Genomic DNA, 19410 nt, shown 5'->3' with positions numbered 1-19410 from the left:
ATACCCGGCCGGGCGACTCTCCCATATGGACTTTCTCTCTGCCGGCGCCCTCACCCCGGTCCTCATCCCGCTCCTTGTCTTCGGGGCCCGGGTGATCGACGTCAGCCTCGAGACTCTCAGGATCATACTCCTCGCCCGGGGCGGCCGCCTCATCGTCCCCGTAATCGCTTTCATCGAGATCATCTTCTGGATCGTCTCGCTCGGCCTCGTCGTCAACGAGTTCACCAATCCGGTCTACCTCATCTCCTACGGGGCCGGTTTTGCCGCCGGGAACTATGCCGGTATCCTCCTTGAGGAGAGGCTCGCCATGGGGGTCTGCGTGCTCCGGGTGATCACCTCAGAAGAAGACCACGCCCTCATCGACGCCATCAGGGGCACCGGCTACGGCGTCACGGTCGTTGCCGCGGAGGGGCTCCATGGACCGTGCACCATCTTCTACTCCGTAGTGCGGCGGTGTGACCTTCTCCCGATCACCCGGATGGTCGAAGAGATGAACCCCCATGCGTTCTGCACCGTCGAGGACGTCAGGTCGACCACCCGCGGAACCTTCCCCCGATCCGGCGAGGGGGCCCTGTCGGGCATCTCCCGCCGGACGGTGCGGATCGGGAAGTGAGCGGGACCTCCGGGGCCAGCACCGTCCTGAGAAACGCCGCCCCAGAACCCTTTTTTCCCGGCGGAGAGCGTCCCGGGCATTGCCCCGGAGGGAAGATCCAGATCCGGCACCCACCCTATCGGGGTGAGGACGAATGCTAATGCGGCCCGACGGTTCGGGATCAACGCACGACCGAACTTTTGCGGATCCGCAGAGGGTGAATGGAGCCAACCGGTGCATCCCTGCGGGCCAGAGACCGGGGACCTGCCGCTACACACCGGAGGTGTAAGGGAGCGATCGGTATTCTGGACCGGAGGTTCGGCCGGAAAAAAGAGGATAGGAGAGGTTGAAGGTTAGTTCTTCTTAGCCTTGTCCTGGGGCTTCTTCTCCTGGGGTTTCTTCTCCTGGGGTTTCTTATCCTTTGCCATGAATGACACACCTCCCTCCCGAGGTGGGATATATCTGATGTTAACCGGTCCGGATATATATTTTACGCTTGTTCGGCCACATTTTCCATAAATCAGGTGAAATTAAGCGTTATTTGCAACCGTCCGGCCGGGGGGTGATCGCCGCTCGCACCAAAGGATCGCTGCAACGTGGAACCGGAGAAAATCGGGCGCCGGAGCGGGGAGGAACCTACCTCTCTCGCCCGACGGCGGATAGCATGTAGAGCGCGATCAGGGCGAACCCCCCCACCACCTCGACGCCGACCATGAGGGCCAGGACCGGGATCGTGCCGAGAGCTCCGAACTCCCCTGACACCGGGCTGATCTCGATCGGCGTTCCCACAGGGGCCGAACCGGGTTCGGCGAGCCAGTCGCAGAAGAGCGCGGCACCGGCCGCGAGCATGACGACCGCCATGAGGATGAAGATGAGCAGCCCGAGGATCTCGGTCTTCCGCATCGGTCTTCGCGCGGCCCGCACCGGCGGCACTTCCGTGCCCGATGTGAAGAACGGCAGGACGGCCCCGATCGCAATCGTCGCACCCCAAAGAAGCGCCCCCCCGGGTACGAGGCGGCCACCCGCCGCATAGAGCCCGATCGCCAGAGCGAAGACGGCTCCGAGGGCTAGAGCGGCAATTCTGCCCTCATGCATGCGGTTCACTCCAGGCGTCGTGTCCGGAGAGCAGGCCGGATGCGGGAGATGCGGCCGGAAAACCGGCCGCCGGGCGCTTCACGGGAGCAGCCTTCCGTGCAGGACGAACCGAAGGTTCAGGCTCCGCGGGCAACCCGGCACGCGGACCCGGCCTTCCGGTAGTTGTGGCTTTCTGCGTGGCCGGATAACCGGTCGTCGCGAAGGGAAAGCCAGAAACTGCACCTGCGACCTTAACGGCCGGCGGGAGGGGGGTCGTGAACATCACCCGGTACATACGGTATCTCTCCTTTCATCAGGCAGAATCGCATACAGGCCGAGAACGGGGCTGCGAATGCAATTCTACATGATTGAACATGATAATGTTATGAGACAGAGGATATATTTAATGGTATGTATTAGCATCCCGGTGCCGGCGGAGGGCCGCATTTCCAGGAGACGGGATACCCACCGGGCATTACATCTTCCGGAGCCGGTAGAGAGAGACCGCCGTGAAAGAGAGGCGACTGCCATCCTGGTAAAGGGCCGCCGCCGGTAGACCCCGGCAGGGGATCCTCTCCCGGGGAATATCACGGGTATCGCCGGGAACGCGCCAAGATATTTATCCATTTCTCCCCAACGGGTATAAGAATGCCTCGCCTCTACCTCGGAAAGATCCCGCTTCGCTGGTGCGACGCCTGCCATGCCCCGGTGCTCTCTGGAACCTGCGCCTGCGGCGCCCCGGCCCGCCCGGTAGCCGTCACCCCGCCGGGAGACGCCCGCCCCGCGTTCCCGGACGACATCGAGCGGGTCAACCGTATATTCTGCGAGCACTTCGGAGCGCCGCTGATACCGGAAGGGCATCTTGCACTCCTCAACAAGGTCCCCGCCGATGACCGCATGGACGAGATCGTCCTTGGCGGCGCGGTCGTGGGCGCAGTCCGTTACATCCCCGGAGAGCGGCGCTGGGAGCCCCTCCCGCGCCCGAACGCCGCTGTCTTCCTGCGGCCGACGAAGCGCTACGTCGTCGTCGACGACGGGGCGGTCCCCTCCATCCGCGACGGGGGAGCAAGTGTCCTCGCACCCGGCCTCCTCTCGATCGACCCCGCCGTCGCCGAAGGCGATGAGGTCTTTGTCCTGACGAAGACCGGCGAATGCATCGGCGTCGGCAGGGCCAGGGTCGACGCCGCCACCGCCGCGACGATGGAGCGGGGGCTCATCGTCCGGACGCGCAGGAACGTCCCGTCGGTCTGTGTCCCGGGCGAGGCGACGTGGGAGGACACCGTCACGGCGAACGAACTCGTCCTTGCGGAATACGAGGCTGCAAGCATCCGGTTCGTCCGGGACGTGGCGGAGAAGAACCCCAGGGCGCCCACGGTCTCCTACTCGGGCGGGAAAGACAGCCTCGCAACCCTGCTCGTCGTCTTAAAAGCGCTCGGCCCGGTGCCGCTCCTCTTTGCCGATACGGGGCTTGAGTTCCCGGAGACGTATCAGAACGTGGATACTGTGGCGGAACGCTACGGGCTCGACATCCTCCGGGTATGCGACGAGGAGGCGTTCTGGAGTGAGTTTGAGAAGAACGGCCCGCCAGCCGTCGACAACCGCTGGTGCTGCCGGGTCTGCAAACTCCGCCCCGTCGGCCGCCTGATCGATGAGCACTTTGGAGAGTGCCTCTCGTTTATCGGGCAGCGGAAGTACGAGTCGGTGCGGAGGATGCAGAGCAGGCGGGTCTGGCGGAACGCCCATGTCCCGCAGCAACTCTCGGCGGCCCCCATCCAGCACTGGACTGCGATGCACGTCTGGCTCTACATCTTCCGCGAGAAGGCGCCCTACAACCGCCTCTACGAGCGCGGGCTCGACCGCATCGGGTGTTTCATGTGCCCTTCAAGCGACCTTGCGACGTTTGCGATCATCAGGGACGCCTGCCCCGACCTCTGGGAGATGTGGCTTGCAAAACTTGCCGGGTGGCGGGAGAAGCAGGGCCTCTCCCATGACTGGGTCGAGCGCGGGTTGTGGCGGAAGCGGGGAGACGCCGATGAAGAAGAGGATAGTTATAATTGATTACGGGCTCGGCAACCTCCGGAGCGTCCTCCGGGGGCTCGAACGGGCGGGAGCGGCCGCGACGATCACGGCGGACCCGGAGACGATCGCGGCGGCGGACGGCATCGTCCTCCCCGGTGTGGGGGCGTTCCGCGAGGGGATGGAGATGCTCGGGGGTCTTGAGCGCACCGTCCGCGCCGCAGCCGGCGGTACGCCGCTCCTCGGTATCTGCCTCGGGATGCAGATGCTCATGGATTCAAGCGAAGAGCACGGCATCCACCGGGGGCTCGGCCTCGTGCCGGGGGACGTGAAGCGGTTCATCCCCTCCGCCGGGGAGAAGGTCCCCCACATGGGGTGGAACACCATCCGGGTCGGGCAGGAGACTCCCCTCTTTGATGGGCTCCGCACAGAGGAGTATGTCTACTTCGTCCACTCCTACTACGCGGAGGCCGCGCCGGAGCATACTCTCGCGAGCACCACCTACATCCGCCCCTTTGCCTCCGCCGTCAGGAACAGACTCACCTACGGCGTCCAGTTCCACCCCGAAAAGAGCGGTGCGGTCGGTCTTCTCATCCTTGAGAACTTCATAGAACTCATCTGCTGACCGGGGCCGGGGCCGCGGGGAGAGGGGCTGCCTCGTCCCCGGTTCCCTCCCCCAACGGCGATATCCACCACGGTTCACTATATGGGGACATGCCCAGAAGGAACCGGGCACGGCTGCCCACCGGCTATCGCGAGCACTGCCCCCGCCCTCGGGGCGGGGAGGAGGCCGAAGGCCGGGGGGTGGGGATGCCGGAGAGCGGCACGGGGTATCTCTCCCGCGTGGAGAGGCCCCTCCGGTCCCTCCTCCCCAATAGCGATAGCCACCACGGTCCAGTATCCGGAGATAGGCCTGGAGATAACGGGTCCGGTCTGCTGTCCGGCCTGAAACAGCACACCACAGGCGTATCCCGGGCACGGCTGTTCCCGGATATCGCCGCACTGCCCCGCCCCCGAGGGGCGGGGAGGAGCGCGAAGCGCGGGCGGGTGGGGGTGCCGGAGAGCGGCATACGGGTATCCCAGCCGATGGGAGGCCCGAGGAGTTCGACCGCTGGGTGTCCCAGGCGTACGGGTATCCCAGGGGGGCGGGGGAAGAAAGCGGTCATCACGGTCTTTGCGTGCGTCGGCGGCGCCTCCCGCCGGAGCGCCCCCGCGCGGTAAAAAAGAACGGGTGGATCAGTTCCCGTTGGCGTGCTTGCGCAGCTCCTGGTCCCGCAGGATGTTGCGCTGGATCTTTCCGGATATGGTCTTTGGGAGCTCCGGGACAAACTCAATCGACCTTGGATACTTGTACGGGGCGGTGGTGTTCCGGACATGAGCCTGGATCTCCCTGACCAGTGATTCGGAGGGCTGGTAGCCGGGCTTTAGCACGAGGAAGGCCTTGACCACCATCCCCCGGATGAGGTCCGGCGACCCGACGACCGCCGCCTCCTGGACGGCCGGGTGCTCCATGAGCGCGCTCTCCACCTCGAACGGCCCGATCCGATAGCCGGACGACTTGATGACGTCATCGTTGCGCCCGATGAACCAGAAGTAGCCGTCCTCATCCATGCATGCCTTGTCGCCGGTGTAGTAGAACCCGTTCTGGAACGACTCGCGGTTCGCTTCGGGGTTGTCCAGGTACTCCACGAAGAGCCCGACCGGCCGGGGGTTGAGGCTGACGGCAATCCTTCCCTCCTCCCCGACGCCGACCGGGTTTCCGTCGTCGTCGTGGAGTTCGATATGCCAGCCCGGAACGGGTCTTCCCATGGAACCGGGCTTATGCTGCATGCAGGGGAACGTGGCGATGCAGCAGACGGTCTCCGTCTGGCCATACCCCTCGTAGATGGGCTGCCCGGTGCCGTCCTGCCAGACCCGGATCACCTCGGGGTTGAGCGGTTCGCCGGCACTGCAGCAGTGCCGGAGGTCCCGGAAGTCGAACTTATCGAGGTCGGCAAGGATCAGCATCCGGTAGACCGTCGGCGGTGCACAGAACGTGGTCACCTCGTACCTCTCTATCAGCGGAAGGAGTTCAGTCGCGCCGAATTTTCCCCGGATATCGTAGACAAAGATGCAGGCGCCGGCGATCCACTGGCCGAAGATCTTGCCCCAGGCGCACTTCGCCCACCCCGTATCCGAGAAGGTCAGGTGAAGGTCGTTTTGTGTGAGGTCCTGCCAGAGTGAGGCGGTTATGATATGGCCGAGCGGGTAGTTCTGGCTGTGCAGCACCATCTTGGGCTCGCCGGTGGTGCCCGAGGTGAAGTAGATCAGCATCGGGTCGGTCGACTTCGTCTTCTTCGCGACCGGCATGCTGACGGTGTGGTGCGATACCGGTGCAGGGTACTCGAGCTCGTGCGGGTAACTCGCCCAGCCGTCACGCTCCCCGTCCGCGAGGAAGAGGGTCTCAAGCAGCGGGCAGGCATCGGCGACCTCGTCGACCTTCTCTGCGTTCTCGGTGTCGGTGATGATCATCCTGAACTTCCCGGCCCGTATACGGTATTTGATGTCCTTTGGGGTCAGCATCGTCGGGCAGGGGCAGAAGACCGCCCCGAGTTTGATGAGCGCGATGGCGAAGATCCACCACTCCGGTATCCTCGGGAGCATCAGCATGACCCGGTCGCCCTTCTTAACGCCGTACTTCAGGAGGATGTTCGCGGCGCCGTTGGAGAGGTTCCGGAGGTCACGGAAGGAGTACTTCTTCTCGTTCCCCTGCTGGTCCACCCAGATCATCGCCAGTTTGTTCCGGTCGGTCCCGGCCCACCGGTCGATCACATCGTACCCGAAGTTGAAGTACTCGGGAACATCGATCCTGAAACTGGCGCAGGCGGCCTCGTAATCGGTCATATTGGGGCCGGGGACATTCAGGGGCGGCATCGCCGCCGGGGTCGCGCTCTGCACGCCGCCGTTACCCGGTGCACCACTCAGGTGGGCCGTACAGAGTTTATTGAGCCATTCGGACCGGGACATCCCGAGAGAGTCGCACATTTTGTCGATCGTCTTCACAAGGTCATCGTCCATCGTGACCGAGTATCGCACCATATGTACAGTTCTGTGGTGCAGGATATCACCTTTTTGATTCATCTCGCACCAGGAACCGGGAACCGGCGCTCCCCCAGGTGCAGGAACCCCCGGGAGCGGCCAGGAAAGCGGTGAGCGACGCCGAACCGGTGGGAGGGGCGCACCCGGCCTGAACCGGGAGAGCCCGCGCCTGCCCTCCTTCTATCCCGAAAAGAGGACGGTGGTGCAGGGCACAGGCCCCGTACCCGCCCACTGCCGTTTCCGGCGTGGATGGTGCACCGGCTCGCCGCCCCGGCACACAACATTCAAATAGCAATGGTGCGCACCCGGGCCGCGTATGGCGAAGAAGACCATCCTGATCACGGGCTCGACGGACGGTATCGGGAAGGCGACGGGACGCCTCCTGGCCGGGCAGGGTCACCGCGTCCTGCTCCACGGCAGGAACCGGGCGAAAGGGCGTGCCGTCCTCGAGGAACTGGAGACGGTCGCCGGTTCCGAACAGCCGGCTCTCTTCATCGCGGATCTCTCGATGCAGGACCGGGTCCAGGACCTTGCAGAGGAGGTCGCCGGGGCATGCGACCGGCTCGACGTGCTCATCAACAACGCCGGGGTCTTCATGCCGGAGCGGCGCGTTGCCCCCGGCGGGATCGAGACGACGTTCGCCGTGAACTACCTTGCAGTGCTCCTGCTCACCCACGACCTCCTCCCGCTCCTGTCGAAGAGCGCCCCGGCGCGGGTCGTCAACGTCGCGTCGATCGCCCACCGGAGCGTGCGGGCGGTCGACTGGGAGAACCTCCCGGGTTTTGAGGACTACGACGCCTACGACGCCTACGCAACGTCAAAACTCGGAGTCGTCGCCTTCACCGCCCGGCTTGCCCGCACCCTCGACGGGACGGGGGTGACGGCGAACTCTCTCCACCCGGGGGTGATCGATACCAAACTCCTCCGCGCCTATACCGGCGGGCGGGACGGCGGCGCACCACCGGAGCAGGGGGCGGCGGTGGAGGTGCATCTCGCCACCTCCCCGGATGCCGGGAAGGTGAGCGGCAGGTACTTCGAGGCGACCCGGTGGACCCGGCCGTCGTCACTTGCTCTCGACGCGGATGTGCAGGAACGGTTCTGGGAGATGGGGCTCGATCTTGCCGGGGTGGAGTGGCGGTGATCCAGGGGAAAGCATATGCCGGATGGAGAAGAGCAGTAACCCGCCCGGTCCCGGGCAACCGGGCGCGCAGAGGGAGATCATATGAAACGTGACAGGAAAGGCGAGGGGAAAGAAGAGACGAAAGAGTACTGGTGCGAGATATGCGGAGCGGCCTGCGACGAGATCACCGAAGAGACGTTCCCGGACCTGAGAAAAGCCCGGACGCTCTGCCCGGAGTGCAGGAAGTCCTACGAGGAGGCCTGCCGGCTGCGGTGACGGGGCGGGAGGCCCCGGCATACGCCCGCCCCCGGACCGGGATGCGCTGATTGGTAAAAGTACTTATCCTTCAGCGGAAGAGATCCTCAAGTCGAACCGCAGGACCGTTTCATCCATGACTCCGGCGATACCCCCGGGTAGGCGTAAGGCCCTGCCATCTGCTCTGGCGCAGGGTGACGGGATCCTCATCGTCGACGCCGACCTGACGATCATCCAGGCCAACGCGCAGTTACAGGCCCTCTTCTGCGCGACACAGGAAGAGCTCCTCGGAGCGGATGCTCCCGGGGCCATCCGGAGGTATCTTGGGCCGCTGCTCACAGAGGGCGAGTCTCCCGGAGAGGTCGTCGCCCTTCTCCGGGATGGATCGTGCCCTTCGCCGGTCACGCTCGATGTCCGGGTTCCCGGGACCGGCGCCCGGAGGGTATCCATCTCAGTCAGCACGGTCGACGCCGTCACGCCCGCGCTCCGGCTCCTTGTCTTCCATGACACCGGGGAGGGGGGCGCCGGCCTCACCCGGTACGCCCCCGGGGAGGCACCCCTGGCCGCCTTTGCCCGGGACCGCGACCTCCCCTCCACCCGGGCCGGCAACCCGGAGGATCCCGGCCTCCCCCCGGTTCCCAACGCCAGGAGCACGGATTCCGACCTCTTCTGCCCGGAGGACGCCACCTGCCTGCGGCAGACGATCGAGGCGCTCGCGAGGAGCGAACGGCACCTCGCCACCCTGATGAGCAACCTCCCGGGTATGGCCTACCGGTGCAGGCCCGACCCCGGGCGGACGATGGAGTTCGTGAGCGAGGGGGCGCTCAGTCTCACCGGCTACACCCCTGAGGAGATCGTCGGCAACCGGCGGATCGCCTACGGCGACCTCATCCACCCCGGCGACCGCCGGAGGGTCCGGGAAGAGGTGGTTTCCGGGCTCGCGGAGGGGAGGCCCTTCCAGTTGGTCTACCGCCTGATCGCCGCGTCCGGCGCGGAGAGATGGGTCCGGGAGCAGGGTCGGGGCACTCCCGGCTCCGGGGGCGGGGCCGCCACGGCGGTCGAGGGGTACATCACCGATATCACCGACCGGGTGCAGGCCGAAGAGGACCTCGCGGAGAGCGAAGACCGGTTCCGGAGCATCTTCTCCACGAGCCACGCGGTCATGCTGATCGTCGACCCGGAGACCAGCGCCATCGTCGATGCGAACCCGGCGGCGAGCGCCTACTACGGCTACCCGCTCGAGACCCTCACCGCGATGCGGATCGCCGATATCAACGCCCTCGGGGAGGAAGAGCTGCTCCGGGATATGCAGAAGGCGGTGACCAGCGAAGAACAGCATTTCTCGTTCCTGCACCGGCTGGCGGACGGCCGGTGCCGTGATGTGGACGTCTTCAGCGGCTGCGTCGTCATCCGCGGGCGGGTGCTCCTGCACTCCATCATCCACGATGTCACCGGGCGGCGGCGGGCAGAGGAGCAGTTCCGGGCGCTCCTCGACGCCACGCCCGATGCGGCCATGCTCATCGATCACGACGGGACCCTCCTCGCCCTGAACGAGGTGATGGCGGCACGATTCGAAAAGACCGTCGGGGAAATCCTCGGGACATGCGCCTACGACCTCCTCCCACCGGAACTGGCGGTGAAACGACGGGAGCTTACAGCACAGGCCCTCATCGCGGGGAGCCCTCTCCGGCACGTCGACGAGCGTGATGGGCGGATCCTCGAAAACGTCCTCTTCCCGGTCCCGGGCGGCCGGGAGGACGGACGGAGGGTGGCGGTCATATCCCACGACATCACCCGCGAGCGGGAACTCGAACGGGTCCGGCAGGAGGCGTTCGACCGGATCAGGCAGAACATCGAACAGTTCGCGATCCTCGGCGACCACATCCGGCAGCCGCTTCAGGTGATCCTCGGCACAGCGTGCCTGCTTGAGGACGAGCAGGCAATCCAGAGGATCCAGCAGGAGGTTGGGCGGATCAACGGGTACATCCGGCAGCTCGACCAGGGCTGGATCGATTCGAGGAAGATCCAGGAGTACCTCCGGCGGTACGAGTGGATGTAGTGCATCGATTCCAGATGAACAGACCCTATCTGGCCTTCGTTCCATCCCAGACGGAGCGCTCCCTTCGCCCCCACCCCGCCCGCGCTGCGCTCCTCCTCCCGCCCCTCCGCAAGAATAGTGCTGGCAGCGGTTTCCCGGGGAGGAGAGAGCCAGAATCCGATTTTCCAGGCTTGTCCCGGCACTGGACCGTGGTGGCTATCGCCACGGGGGAGGGGACCGGGGGGAGACCCCTCCCGGGCAAAATGGTACCTGAAAGTTCCTCTCCGGCAAATCCCCACCCCGCCCGGCCTTCGGCCTCCTCCCCGCCCTCTGGGGGGGCAGTGCATGGCGATATCCAGTGGAAAGCCGTGCCAGGGAATGGTGCTGGCGGCGGTTTCCCGGAGGGGCGGGCAGAGAAGGACCTGCTACTGCCGGTTCGATCCCGGGGTCCCCCGTGCAGTAGTGGACCGTGGGGGTATCGCCACGGGGAGTGGGGACCGGGAGAGGGTCTCCCCCCCGCAGGTGGGTCCCCGCACGTTCCTCCTCAGCCCCCGCCCCCGGAGGGGGGCAGTACGTGGCGATACCGGGGAAAAGCCGTCTCCCGGGATGCAACCCCCCCGGATAGTGTGAAAAAAGATCGATATCTCCTCCGTTGAGCGTGCCGGTAATTGAGAATCGTTGCAGGAGTGATACCCGGCCTGCTCATTCCGGAAAGTCACATCCCGGTTCACCGCCGGTAACCCGGAATCGATGCATCAGGCACTCCGGTCCGCTACCGGCTCTCTCCGGTCCGCCCTCGGATCTTCTCCACCGCGCCCTCCGCCGCCTTCCGGACGTACCAGTCCTCATCGCTGAAGATGCCCCTGAGAGGCTCGATCGCCCGTGCGTCCCCGATCTCGGCGAGCACGTCCGCCGCCCGTTTCCTGACGTCGCCGTCCCGGTCCCCGAGGGCGGATATGACCGCCCCCATGGCCGGGGCCCCTATCGCAACAAGCGCCGCGGCGGCCTCCCGCCGGATGCTGTAGAAGTCGTCATGGAGGAGGGCCATGAGGGCGGGGACCGCGCGGGGGTCGCGCACCTCGCCGAGGGCCTTTGCCGCCCGCCGCCGGACGCTGTCGTCGCGGTCGTCGAGCACCTGCACCAGCGGCTCGACCGCGAGCGGGCCCGTCCGGGCAAGATCGCTCCACCGTTCCTTCGCGATCAGGTAGAGGGGCGTCTCCTCCCCCGGGCCCGGCGACCAGCCCAGGCGGTCGAGGGCGTCCGCGGCCCCGGCACGGATGCGGAAGTGCCCGGCGGCAAGTGCGCCGGGGAGCAGCCTCCCCGCCGGCTCGCCGATCAGGACGAGGGCCGCCACCGCACCTTTCCGGGCCGCATCGTCCCCCTTCTCAAGGACGCAGAGGAGGGGATCGACCGCCGCCTCGCCCATCATGCCGAGCGCCCGCACGACAACACGCCCCACGCGCCAGTCCTCGTGCAGGAGCGTATCCGTGAGCGGCCCGATGGCGGCCGGGTTCCCGATCTTGCCAAGCGTTGCGGCCGCTCCCATCTTGATGCCCGGGGAGCCTCCGCGAAGAGCCCGGACCAGCGGTTCGACGGCGGGGTTCCCGATGCCGACGAGCGCCCGCGCCGCGCCCAGGCGGGTATGCCAGTCGCGGTCCTGGAGGGCATCGATGAGCGGATCGACCGCCGCTTCCCCGACCATCTTGAGCGCCTCGACCGCCTTCCTCCGCCCATCCTCCTGCCCGTCACGGAGCTCGCCAAGCAGCCTCATGACCGCAGGCGCTCCGATCATGCCGAGCGCCCGCGCCGCACCCATCTGGATCGCGGTGTCGGGGTCGTTGAGCGTCCGGATCAGCGGTTCGACCGCGTCGGCCCCAAACTCCGCTACAGAGGCCCACTGCTCTTTTGCGATCAGGTAGCCGACAGTCTCCCGTTCGGTCTCCGGCACCCAGCCGACCCTGCCGAGGGCCTCCGCGGCACCCAGCCGGACACGGTAACGCTCATCGAGGAGCGCCCCCGTGAGAGCGGCGACGGCCGGCCTGCCGATCCGGATGAGCGTATCGACGGCCTCCAGCCGGACGGCGTCGTCTGGATGCCCCAGTGCCTCGATGAGCGGCCCGATGACCGCGTCACCGAGACCGATGAGCACGGCCCCGGCCCTCTGCCGGATCAGGGCATCGTCGTCCCCGAGCGCCCCGACCAGCGCGCCGATGGAGGACTCCTCCATCGCCCCGAGAACCTCCGCCGCAGCCTGCCCGGCACCGGGGTCCCCGAGAGCCCGGACGAGCGGGCCGGCGGCAGGACTCCCGATCCGGACCAGCACAGCGGCGGCCGGCCGGCGGAGCGTCTCCTCGCCCAGGGCCCGGATCAGGGGGTCGACGGCCGCCTCCCCGATCCGGACCAGCGTCTCGCCTGCGGTCCCCCGGCGGGCCTCGTCGCCGAGCAGGCGGACCAGGGGAGGAGCCGCAACGGCCCCGAGGCGGAGAAGCGATTCCGCCGCCCCCGCCCGCACCCCCGGATCCAGATCGCCGAGCCGCGCCGCCAGGGGGTCGACCGCAGGGGCACCGAGAGCCGCGACCTCCGGCCACTGCTGCAGCGCGATCAGGTACGCGGCCTGTTCTTCCACCCCGGCGGGGGCCCGGCCGAGCCTCCTGAGGACCATCGCGGCCCCCATCCGGGTCCGGCCGTTCTCATCGCCGAGCGCTTCGACAAGCGGCTCCCGCGCGGCGTCACCGATCCCGGTGAGCGCAGCCTCCGCCCCCGCGTGCCCGTCGCCGTCTTCGCCAAGGAGGGGAATGAGAGCGTCTATCGCGGGCGCACCGATGCCGACCAGGGCGTCGACGGCCTTCCGGTGGAGGCGGTCGCCGCCGCTCCTGACGAGTTCGACGATGGCCGGGACCGCCTCGTGTGCACCGAGCCTGCCCAGGACCTCGACGGCGTTCTCCCGGACGGTGCCGCTCCCCCCTTCGAGCAGGGCGAGAACCGGGGCGACGGCCGGTCTCCCGATGGCAACGAGCGCGTCCGTTGCCGCCGGGGCGACGGCGCCATCGCCAAGGGCGTCTACGAGCGGCCTTACAGCCGCGGGGAGACCGATCTCGCCGAGTGTCGCCGCAGCCTCGCCGCGTATACGGTCGTCGTCGCCGTTGAGCGTCCGGACCAGGGGAACGACCGCCGGCGCGCCCATCAGGGCAAGTTCTATCCACTGTTCCCGGGCGATGAGGTACCAGGCCCGCTCGGTGTCGTTCCAGGGCTCCCAGCCCATCCCGTCAAGGATGTCGGCGGCATGACCACGGACCCGGGACCGGCCGGCCGCCAGCGCCTGGATCAGGGGCGGGGCCGCCGCCTCCCCGAGCGCACCGAGGACTTCCCGGAGCGCCTCGAGCGCCCCCCCGTCCGCATCGTCCAGGGCCTGAACGCACGCTTCCGCCGCCGGCTCCCCGATCCTGAGCAGGGCGGCCGCCGCCGTGCCGCAGAGAGAGGGGTCGGAGAGCAGCCGGATGAGTGAACCGACCGCAGGGAGACCGATCTCCGCGAGCGCCATGGCCACGAGCCGCCGGATCTCGTCGTCCGCATCGGGCAGGAGATCGACCAGGGGGCCGACCGCGGCCTCCCCGATCTCTCCGAGGGTCCGGGCGGCATTCCACCGGGCCTCCCCGTCCGGCGACTTCAGGACGGCGATGAGGGGGCCGACCGCGGCCCCGCCGTACTCCGCGACATCAAGCCACGCCTCGCCGGCGATGAGGTACCGGATCGCCCCGGGATCGTCGGGCGGTTTCCACCCGAGTTCCCGGAGGATCCTTGCGGCAGAACGCCGGGTGTTCCCATCGGGGGCATCAAGCGCCCCGACAAGAGAGGGGATCGCCGCATCGCCGATCTCCCGGAGCGCATAGAGGGCGCCGAACTGCACCTCGCCGTCGTCGTCGCCGAGCGCCGCGATGAGGGGCGGCACGGCGGGCCCCCCTATCCGCACGAGCGTGGCGGCAGCCCCGGTCTGCACCGCGTCGTCCCCGAGCGCCGCGATCAGCGCCGGGACTGCATCGTCGCCGATCGCGGCGAGGGCCTCCGCGACGCACCACCGCCGTTCGTCATCCGCGCGGGCGAGGGCCTCTATCAGGGGAGCCACGGCAGCAGCCCCGCGCCCTGCGATGGTATCGAGGGCGCGCCCGCGGACTTCGGCGTCCAGACCGCCGAGGTCGTCGATGAGCGACTCCAGCGGACGATCCCCGCCGGGGGTCTCTCCACCGGGGTCCGGTTCGTCCTCCGCCAGGCAGGCGTCATACCCAGGGGTCTCCAGCGAGAGTTCATCGTCTCCGTCGTCGAACCCGAGCAGTCTCATGAGTTCCGCATCGGTGAGGGGCTCGGAGCGCCGGGCGGACGGGTCGTCCGGGGGGAGTTCCGGGAGTCCACCCGTCCCGCCGGAGGGAAGATCGTCGTCGGGGTCCTGCCGGAGAGAGAGGTCCGGCGAGAGGGGATCGTCGAACCAGAAGAAGTCCTCCGGGGTCTCCCCGGCGGCATTCGTTTCGCCCGGGGAGGCAGGGTCATCGAACCGCCGGAGATTCCCGGGGATTCCCTCAAGCCTCACAGGGACGCCTGTTCCGTCCCCGGCCCCGGAGTGTTCACCCCGGGGTGATTCGGGGGGTACTCCCGGGTCCGGGCCGTCCTCCCCGTCGTCCTCTTCATCCCGCCGCCCTATCCAGCGCCTGAAGAAAGAACGTGCATCCCGGCCGAATACGCCCAACAACCCCACGACGGGAGAGAGGGTCTCAACCTCCGGAACCGCCCCCGCCCGGACGCCTGCCGGCGTGCAGAAGAGGAGGGCGAGAAGAGCAACCCCGGCGATCACGCACAGAAGGACGCACAGCCGCCGCCTGCAGCCTCTGCCGGGCCCGGGCGCGCACCCGCCCGCACGGCCTGCCCGTTCTGCCTCACCGTCACCGAATCCGGTTGCAGGATCGATGGAAGAAGCGTTCGGGAGTTCTCGTGGGGCCCCGGTGCACATAAGGAGAACTATACGTCTAGAAATTAAATAGGTTTGTTTTCAGTGCTCCGTCAAGAAGGCAACTTTTAAATATTACCTTGCTCACGAGGCCGGCGTCGGCCCTCCTTCCCCCCGCATCCGTGGTGCCCGGGTTATACCTGTACCGGGCGGGCCGCCCGCCCGGCGATCAGGGGAATACCGGCGCCGGTTCAGAAACCTTCGTCCATGATCCGTTCGAGTTCCGATCGCTTGATCCGCCACGATCCTCCGCACTTGACCGCCGGGATCCGCTCTTCCCGGATGAACTCCCGGATCCGGCCGGGAGTGAAGTTCAGGGTCGAGGCGACGTCGTCGACGGTGAGCATCCGGTCGCCTGCGCTGTGGTGGCCGCACCCGATCGTCTCCCAGTCCTCATCCGGCAGCATGATGGTGATGACCGGCTCGCCGTCATCTCCGGGGGAGACCGCAGCTTTGAAGGTGAGAGTGGGGACGAGGCCGTTGAGGTAGAGGCTCGCCTGGAACTCAAACTCCTCTGCGGTCGTCGTAAGGGCTTTATCCCTGAACGCATGGAGGGTGTCCCAGAGGTTCTCCGTAACGGTCTCCTGTGGGATGTTCGGGAACGGGACCATGCTCTGCGCAACCCGTGCCGAGACCGCGAGAGGGAAGGTGATGCCGATATCCCTGCCCATCTGGGTGATCTCGATCAGGTCCCCGTCATCGATAGCATCCTGACGCGTCTTCCTCTGTTGCTCCGGGTCCGCCAGCCCCCAGGTCTCGGCCGGTGTCCGCAACCTCCCTCTTCTCATCTCCATGGAACATAACCCTCCGGGGTGTCTTCACCTCGTCTATACCACTATGAGGAGACCCATCATAAAAAATTTACCAAATTTTTTGCGACATTTTGCGATTTCTTTCGCATTAAAGGCTTATCTGGAGCATCCCGGGAGCAAAATGCCGCAAAAATCCGGCCGGATGCCGGGCACAGCCCCCGGGGAGACGGATAAACAGAAAAGAGAGCAAAAAGGATGAAGTACGTGACCCGGAATGCCTGCCGTAAAATCCTATCCTGGAAGAAGGCTCCCGGCAAAGCCTATATAGCAAGCAGGGCGAGTCTTCTGCAGTGATCCCCCGATGATGCCCGCCCCCGGCGATGTCTACATAACACTTCTCGGGCGCTCGACATGGGCGCTCGTCAACGCGTACCATGCAGTCCTGCGGGAGAAGGGGCTGCGCCCCGAACGGGTCGCTATCGTCACCGAAGAACCTTACGCGGCGAACGCATCGACCGCGGCCGAGGCGATCCGGATAGTCTCAGAGGGGTACGGGATCTCTCCAGCGATCGGGGTGGAGGTTCTGCCTGAAGCGGACTTTGTACAGGCCGGCCGGACGATCCGGTCGCTTGCCGGGGATTTCATCCGGCAGGGGTTCCGCGTGGCGATCGATATCACCTCCGGGAGGAAGGTCACGGTCGCCGGGGCGCTCATCGCGGTCTCGCTTGCGGGGCTGGACATCCGGCACATCTACTACCTCGCCATGAAGAGCACCGACGACGTCGCAAAGCCGTATATGATGATCCCGCACCAGATCCAGGAGATCCGGGACATCATGGAGGATGCAGGGGCGCTTTCGTGAACGACGTGGTCATCAGGGAGGCCGAGTTGCAGGTCCTCCTCAACAGCCTCGGCGAGGTCCGGGTCTCGTACCCGCTCTACGAGGGGGACCTCCTTGTCGCGCGCCCCGAAGGGACCGGCTTTCGGCTTGAACTGCCCGCCACCCGGGAAACCTTCCAGGGCTGGCTCGCCGGGTACGGGCCGATTGCCGGCGAGCTCCCCACCTACGCCGACTTCCTGGAGTGCATGTTTGCAAGCGGGATCGTCCGGTATGTGAACCAGGCCGCCTTTGATGCGATGCGCACCTCCTACGGGCAGCTGAAGAAGACGGTCTTCTTCGGCCTGGATACGAACCTCTTCTACCACGGTTTCGCATCGAACAACCCCGGGATCAATCACGCCTCCTACCTGATCGTCGATACCGTCCGCGACGAGATCGCGTATGCCATCAACCGCAAGTACCCGGCGAAGATGATCGCGGAGATGATAGCGCATGCGCCCGGTTGCCGGGAGTTCATCGGGGAGCTCGAGAACAAGCGGATGAAACGGTCCCGGAAAGCGGCATACCTCGCGCTGAAAGAGTACCGCACCATCCGCGACCGGGCGACGGAGATAGCCTCACCAGGCCCGCACACGCACCTCCCGGAGGAGAACGACCGTAACATCGTCAGGGCGCTAAGGAAGTTCGAGGAGGAGCGGTACGCTCTCCCGGTCCTCCTGACCGCCGACATCTACATGGCGGACCTCTGCATGACCGAGGGGCTCGAGTACTTCTACTTTGACCGCCCATACATGCTTGAGGCAACAACCTGCACGGCGCCGGCGTTCCGGCGGCTGCTCTTCAACCTCGCCGCGGTCTTCGGGTTCATAGGCTGCAACGGCACCACGATCTTCGGGGAGTACGGCGGGAAGGGCAACGATCTCGACGAACTGAAGGTGCGCTTCCGGGACGATGAGGTCTGTCGTGAAAATTCACGGGAACTCTGGATATGCAGGCAACTTTCGGCACTCGGCATAACAAGGTAGAGGCGGTCATCTGCGACATGGACAACACCCTCTTTGACCTCGTCGGAGCGAAGCGGGAGGCGTGCCGGTGTGTGGTCGACTACCTCGGGACCGGCGACCCTGAAGCGCTTTTCTCGCGGTTTCTCAGCGGCGCCTACGGGTTTGAGGACCACAGGAACATACGCGACTACCTTGAGAGTCTCGGGGTGTACGATCCGGGGACGTTCGAGGTCTGCTGCCGCACCTACGAGGACGTGAAACTCGATATGGTCGAGACCTACCCGGGCGTCGAAGAGACGCTCCGGTGCCTTGCGGACGCCGGTATCGGGCTTGCGGTCGCCACCGACGCGGAGTTGTTCCAGGCACGCCGGAGGCTCGGGAAGACCGGGCTCATCGATCTCTTCGAGGTCGTGGTGACCCCTGAGATCTCGGGAAAACGAAAGCCGGAGCCCGACTCTCTCCTCTACGCCCTCCGGCGGCTCGATACGGCCCCGGCGGAGGCGATGATGGTGGGCGACAGCCCGGTCCGCGATATCGCCCCGGGGAGGCGCCTTGGGATGGTGACCGCGTTTGCCGCCTACGGGGACTGGCGCAGGAGCGGCCCGGCGGAGGTCGGGGCCGATATCGTCCTTGCGAACTTCTCCGAGCTCGCGGGCCACCTTGGCATCCCGGGCCGGTAAGGCGTCAGCAGAGCGGCGAGGGAGACTGCGAACCCGGCACCGGGAGACGCGCTCCGTGGACGATGAGCTGCTGGTCGGTTTCAGCGACCTTCCCGAGGATGACTGCTTTTCCCGCCCGGGTCATCGCAAAGACCGGTATCGACGTCCCTGCCTGCAGGAGCGCGGTCTTCGCCGCCTCTTCCCGGATATGCTTTGAAGCGCAGGCGGTGACCAGATCGGCCGCGCCGGCCATCAGGGCCGCATCCTCCCGCGATATCCCGGTCGTGTGGACGGCGACGATCACGGCATCCGGGAACCGCTCCCGGATAGCCGCCGCTTCGGCGGCAACTGCGGTGGTCACGGCGATCCGGCGGTGGCCGAGCGTTGCCGCGAGGGCGACGCCGGCGGCCTGGTCGATGGCGGCGGTCTCCGGGTCGAGGACCACACCACCGTTCTCTTCGATCCGCGCGATCACCGCGGGGATGGGGCTCGTCTTCACGAGGCCGGACATCCGGCCGCCGATCCCCTGGATGAGGGCGGGGCTCCGGGCGACCAGCGTTCCGGCCCCATCGGAGACGATCACCGCGGCATCGAGGTCTCCCCGCCGGACGGCACTGCTCAGGAGTTCTGAGGCCCCGAAGATGACGAAGTCCGGCCCGGCAAGGACTTCGCGCTCCGGCGTGCACATCCCGAAGGACCGGATGCGCGCTTCGATGTTTCGCCGTACCGCGTCCGGCGTCATCTCCTCGACCGGGCAGGCGAACCGCCGTGCCAGCGGGCAGTCGTTTATCTGCGGCGTCCCGACCTCGACCACCCGGCCGTTCCGGATGACGACCCGGCACCTGCCGGCGGCTTCTACGATGTGTTCGTCACGGTCGCTCATACCTGAGGTTGGGCGTGGACGGGGAATAATAGTGCTTCTCCCGGGCCCACGGGTAAATACTTATCCGGTAGTCCTTCCATGAGCATGTAGACTATGGTGTGG

General features: G+C 66.5%; 14 protein-coding genes. 9 read left to right on the top strand and 5 right to left on the bottom strand.

All coding sequences use genetic code 11. From position 1 onward, the window contains the following. The first annotated feature begins 25 nt into the window (after positions 1-25). Positions 26-613: a DUF5698 domain-containing protein gene (locus QZ408_RS10925; protein WP_292491522.1), complete on the top strand. Its 588-nt coding sequence runs from the start codon at positions 26-28 to the stop codon at positions 611-613. A gap of 615 nt (positions 614-1228) precedes the next feature. Here the strand turns inward: QZ408_RS10925 and QZ408_RS10920 are convergent. Continuing rightward, the gene (locus tag QZ408_RS10920) at positions 1229-1687 is read right to left on the bottom strand and encodes a hypothetical protein (RefSeq protein ID WP_292491520.1); all 459 of its coding nucleotides are present in this window, start codon (positions 1685-1687) and stop codon (positions 1229-1231) included. A 627-nt stretch (positions 1688-2314) separates the two neighbouring features. On the opposite strand from QZ408_RS10920, the gene QZ408_RS10915 reads away from it, so the two are divergent. Beyond that, positions 2315-3724 (top strand): phosphoadenosine phosphosulfate reductase family protein, encoded by a 1410-nt coding sequence (locus QZ408_RS10915; RefSeq protein ID WP_292491518.1) that lies wholly within the window; start codon positions 2315-2317, stop codon positions 3722-3724. Beyond that, positions 3699-4307 (top strand): imidazole glycerol phosphate synthase subunit HisH, encoded by a 609-nt coding sequence (gene hisH, locus QZ408_RS10910; RefSeq protein WP_292491515.1) that lies wholly within the window; start codon positions 3699-3701, stop codon positions 4305-4307. The genes QZ408_RS10915 and hisH overlap by 26 nt, the downstream gene beginning before the upstream one ends. A gap of 611 nt (positions 4308-4918) precedes the next feature. Here hisH and QZ408_RS10905 read toward each other — a convergent pair. Then, a complete protein-coding gene (locus tag QZ408_RS10905) occupies positions 4919-6760 on the bottom strand; it encodes an AMP-binding protein (protein ID WP_292491513.1) in 1842 nt (613 codons plus the stop codon). Positions 6761-7076: 316 nt separating this feature from the next. On the opposite strand from QZ408_RS10905, the gene QZ408_RS10900 reads away from it, so the two are divergent. From QZ408_RS10900 to QZ408_RS10890, 3 genes are all read left to right on the top strand, one after another. Then, positions 7077-7901, top strand: coding sequence for an SDR family NAD(P)-dependent oxidoreductase (locus QZ408_RS10900; RefSeq protein WP_292491511.1), 825 nt, complete (start codon positions 7077-7079; stop codon positions 7899-7901). 81 nt (positions 7902-7982) lie between these two features. After that, positions 7983-8156 (top strand): hypothetical protein, encoded by a 174-nt coding sequence (locus QZ408_RS10895; RefSeq protein WP_292491510.1) that lies wholly within the window; start codon positions 7983-7985, stop codon positions 8154-8156. A 115-nt stretch (positions 8157-8271) separates the two neighbouring features. Next, positions 8272-10194 carry a PAS domain S-box protein gene (locus QZ408_RS10890; protein ID WP_292491508.1) on the top strand — a complete coding sequence of 641 codons (1923 nt, stop codon included), beginning with the start codon at positions 8272-8274 and terminating at the stop codon, positions 10192-10194. Between the two features lie 751 nt (positions 10195-10945). Here the strand turns inward: QZ408_RS10890 and QZ408_RS10885 are convergent. After that, a complete protein-coding gene (locus tag QZ408_RS10885; RefSeq protein WP_292491506.1) occupies positions 10946-15172 on the bottom strand; it encodes a HEAT repeat domain-containing protein in 4227 nt (1408 codons plus the stop codon). 188 nt (positions 15173-15360) lie between these two features. Continuing rightward, the gene (locus QZ408_RS10880; RefSeq protein ID WP_292491504.1) at positions 15361-15963 is read right to left on the bottom strand and encodes a helix-turn-helix domain-containing protein; all 603 of its coding nucleotides are present in this window, start codon (positions 15961-15963) and stop codon (positions 15361-15363) included. A gap of 319 nt (positions 15964-16282) precedes the next feature. Here QZ408_RS10880 and QZ408_RS10875 point away from each other — a divergent pair, with 319 nt between their 5' ends. From QZ408_RS10875 to QZ408_RS10865, 3 genes are read left to right on the top strand one after another with little or no spacing between them, the layout of a single operon-like run. Next, positions 16283-16783, top strand: coding sequence for a hypothetical protein (locus tag QZ408_RS10875; protein ID WP_292491502.1), 501 nt, complete (start codon positions 16283-16285; stop codon positions 16781-16783). After that, complete coding sequence (locus QZ408_RS10870; RefSeq protein WP_292491500.1) at positions 16780-17787, top strand: hypothetical protein; 1008 nt, start codon at positions 16780-16782, stop codon at positions 17785-17787. Before QZ408_RS10875 ends, QZ408_RS10870 begins: the two co-directional genes overlap by 4 nt. After that, positions 17751-18446: an HAD family hydrolase gene (locus QZ408_RS10865; RefSeq protein ID WP_292491498.1), complete on the top strand. Its 696-nt coding sequence runs from the start codon at positions 17751-17753 to the stop codon at positions 18444-18446. The genes QZ408_RS10870 and QZ408_RS10865 overlap by 37 nt, the downstream gene beginning before the upstream one ends. A gap of 4 nt (positions 18447-18450) precedes the next feature. Here the strand turns inward: QZ408_RS10865 and QZ408_RS10860 are convergent, their stop codons facing one another. Then, positions 18451-19308 (bottom strand): methanogenesis marker 8 protein, encoded by an 858-nt coding sequence (locus tag QZ408_RS10860; RefSeq protein WP_292491496.1) that lies wholly within the window; start codon positions 19306-19308, stop codon positions 18451-18453. Positions 19309-19410: the final 102 nt, after the last annotated feature.

It is taken from the genome of Methanoculleus sp. 10 (assembly GCF_913757945.1).
Lineage (GTDB): Archaea > Halobacteriota > Methanomicrobia > Methanomicrobiales > Methanoculleaceae > Methanoculleus.
The sequence above is the reverse complement of the archived record's forward strand: the minus strand, read 5'-3'. Positions and strand labels throughout refer to the sequence as shown.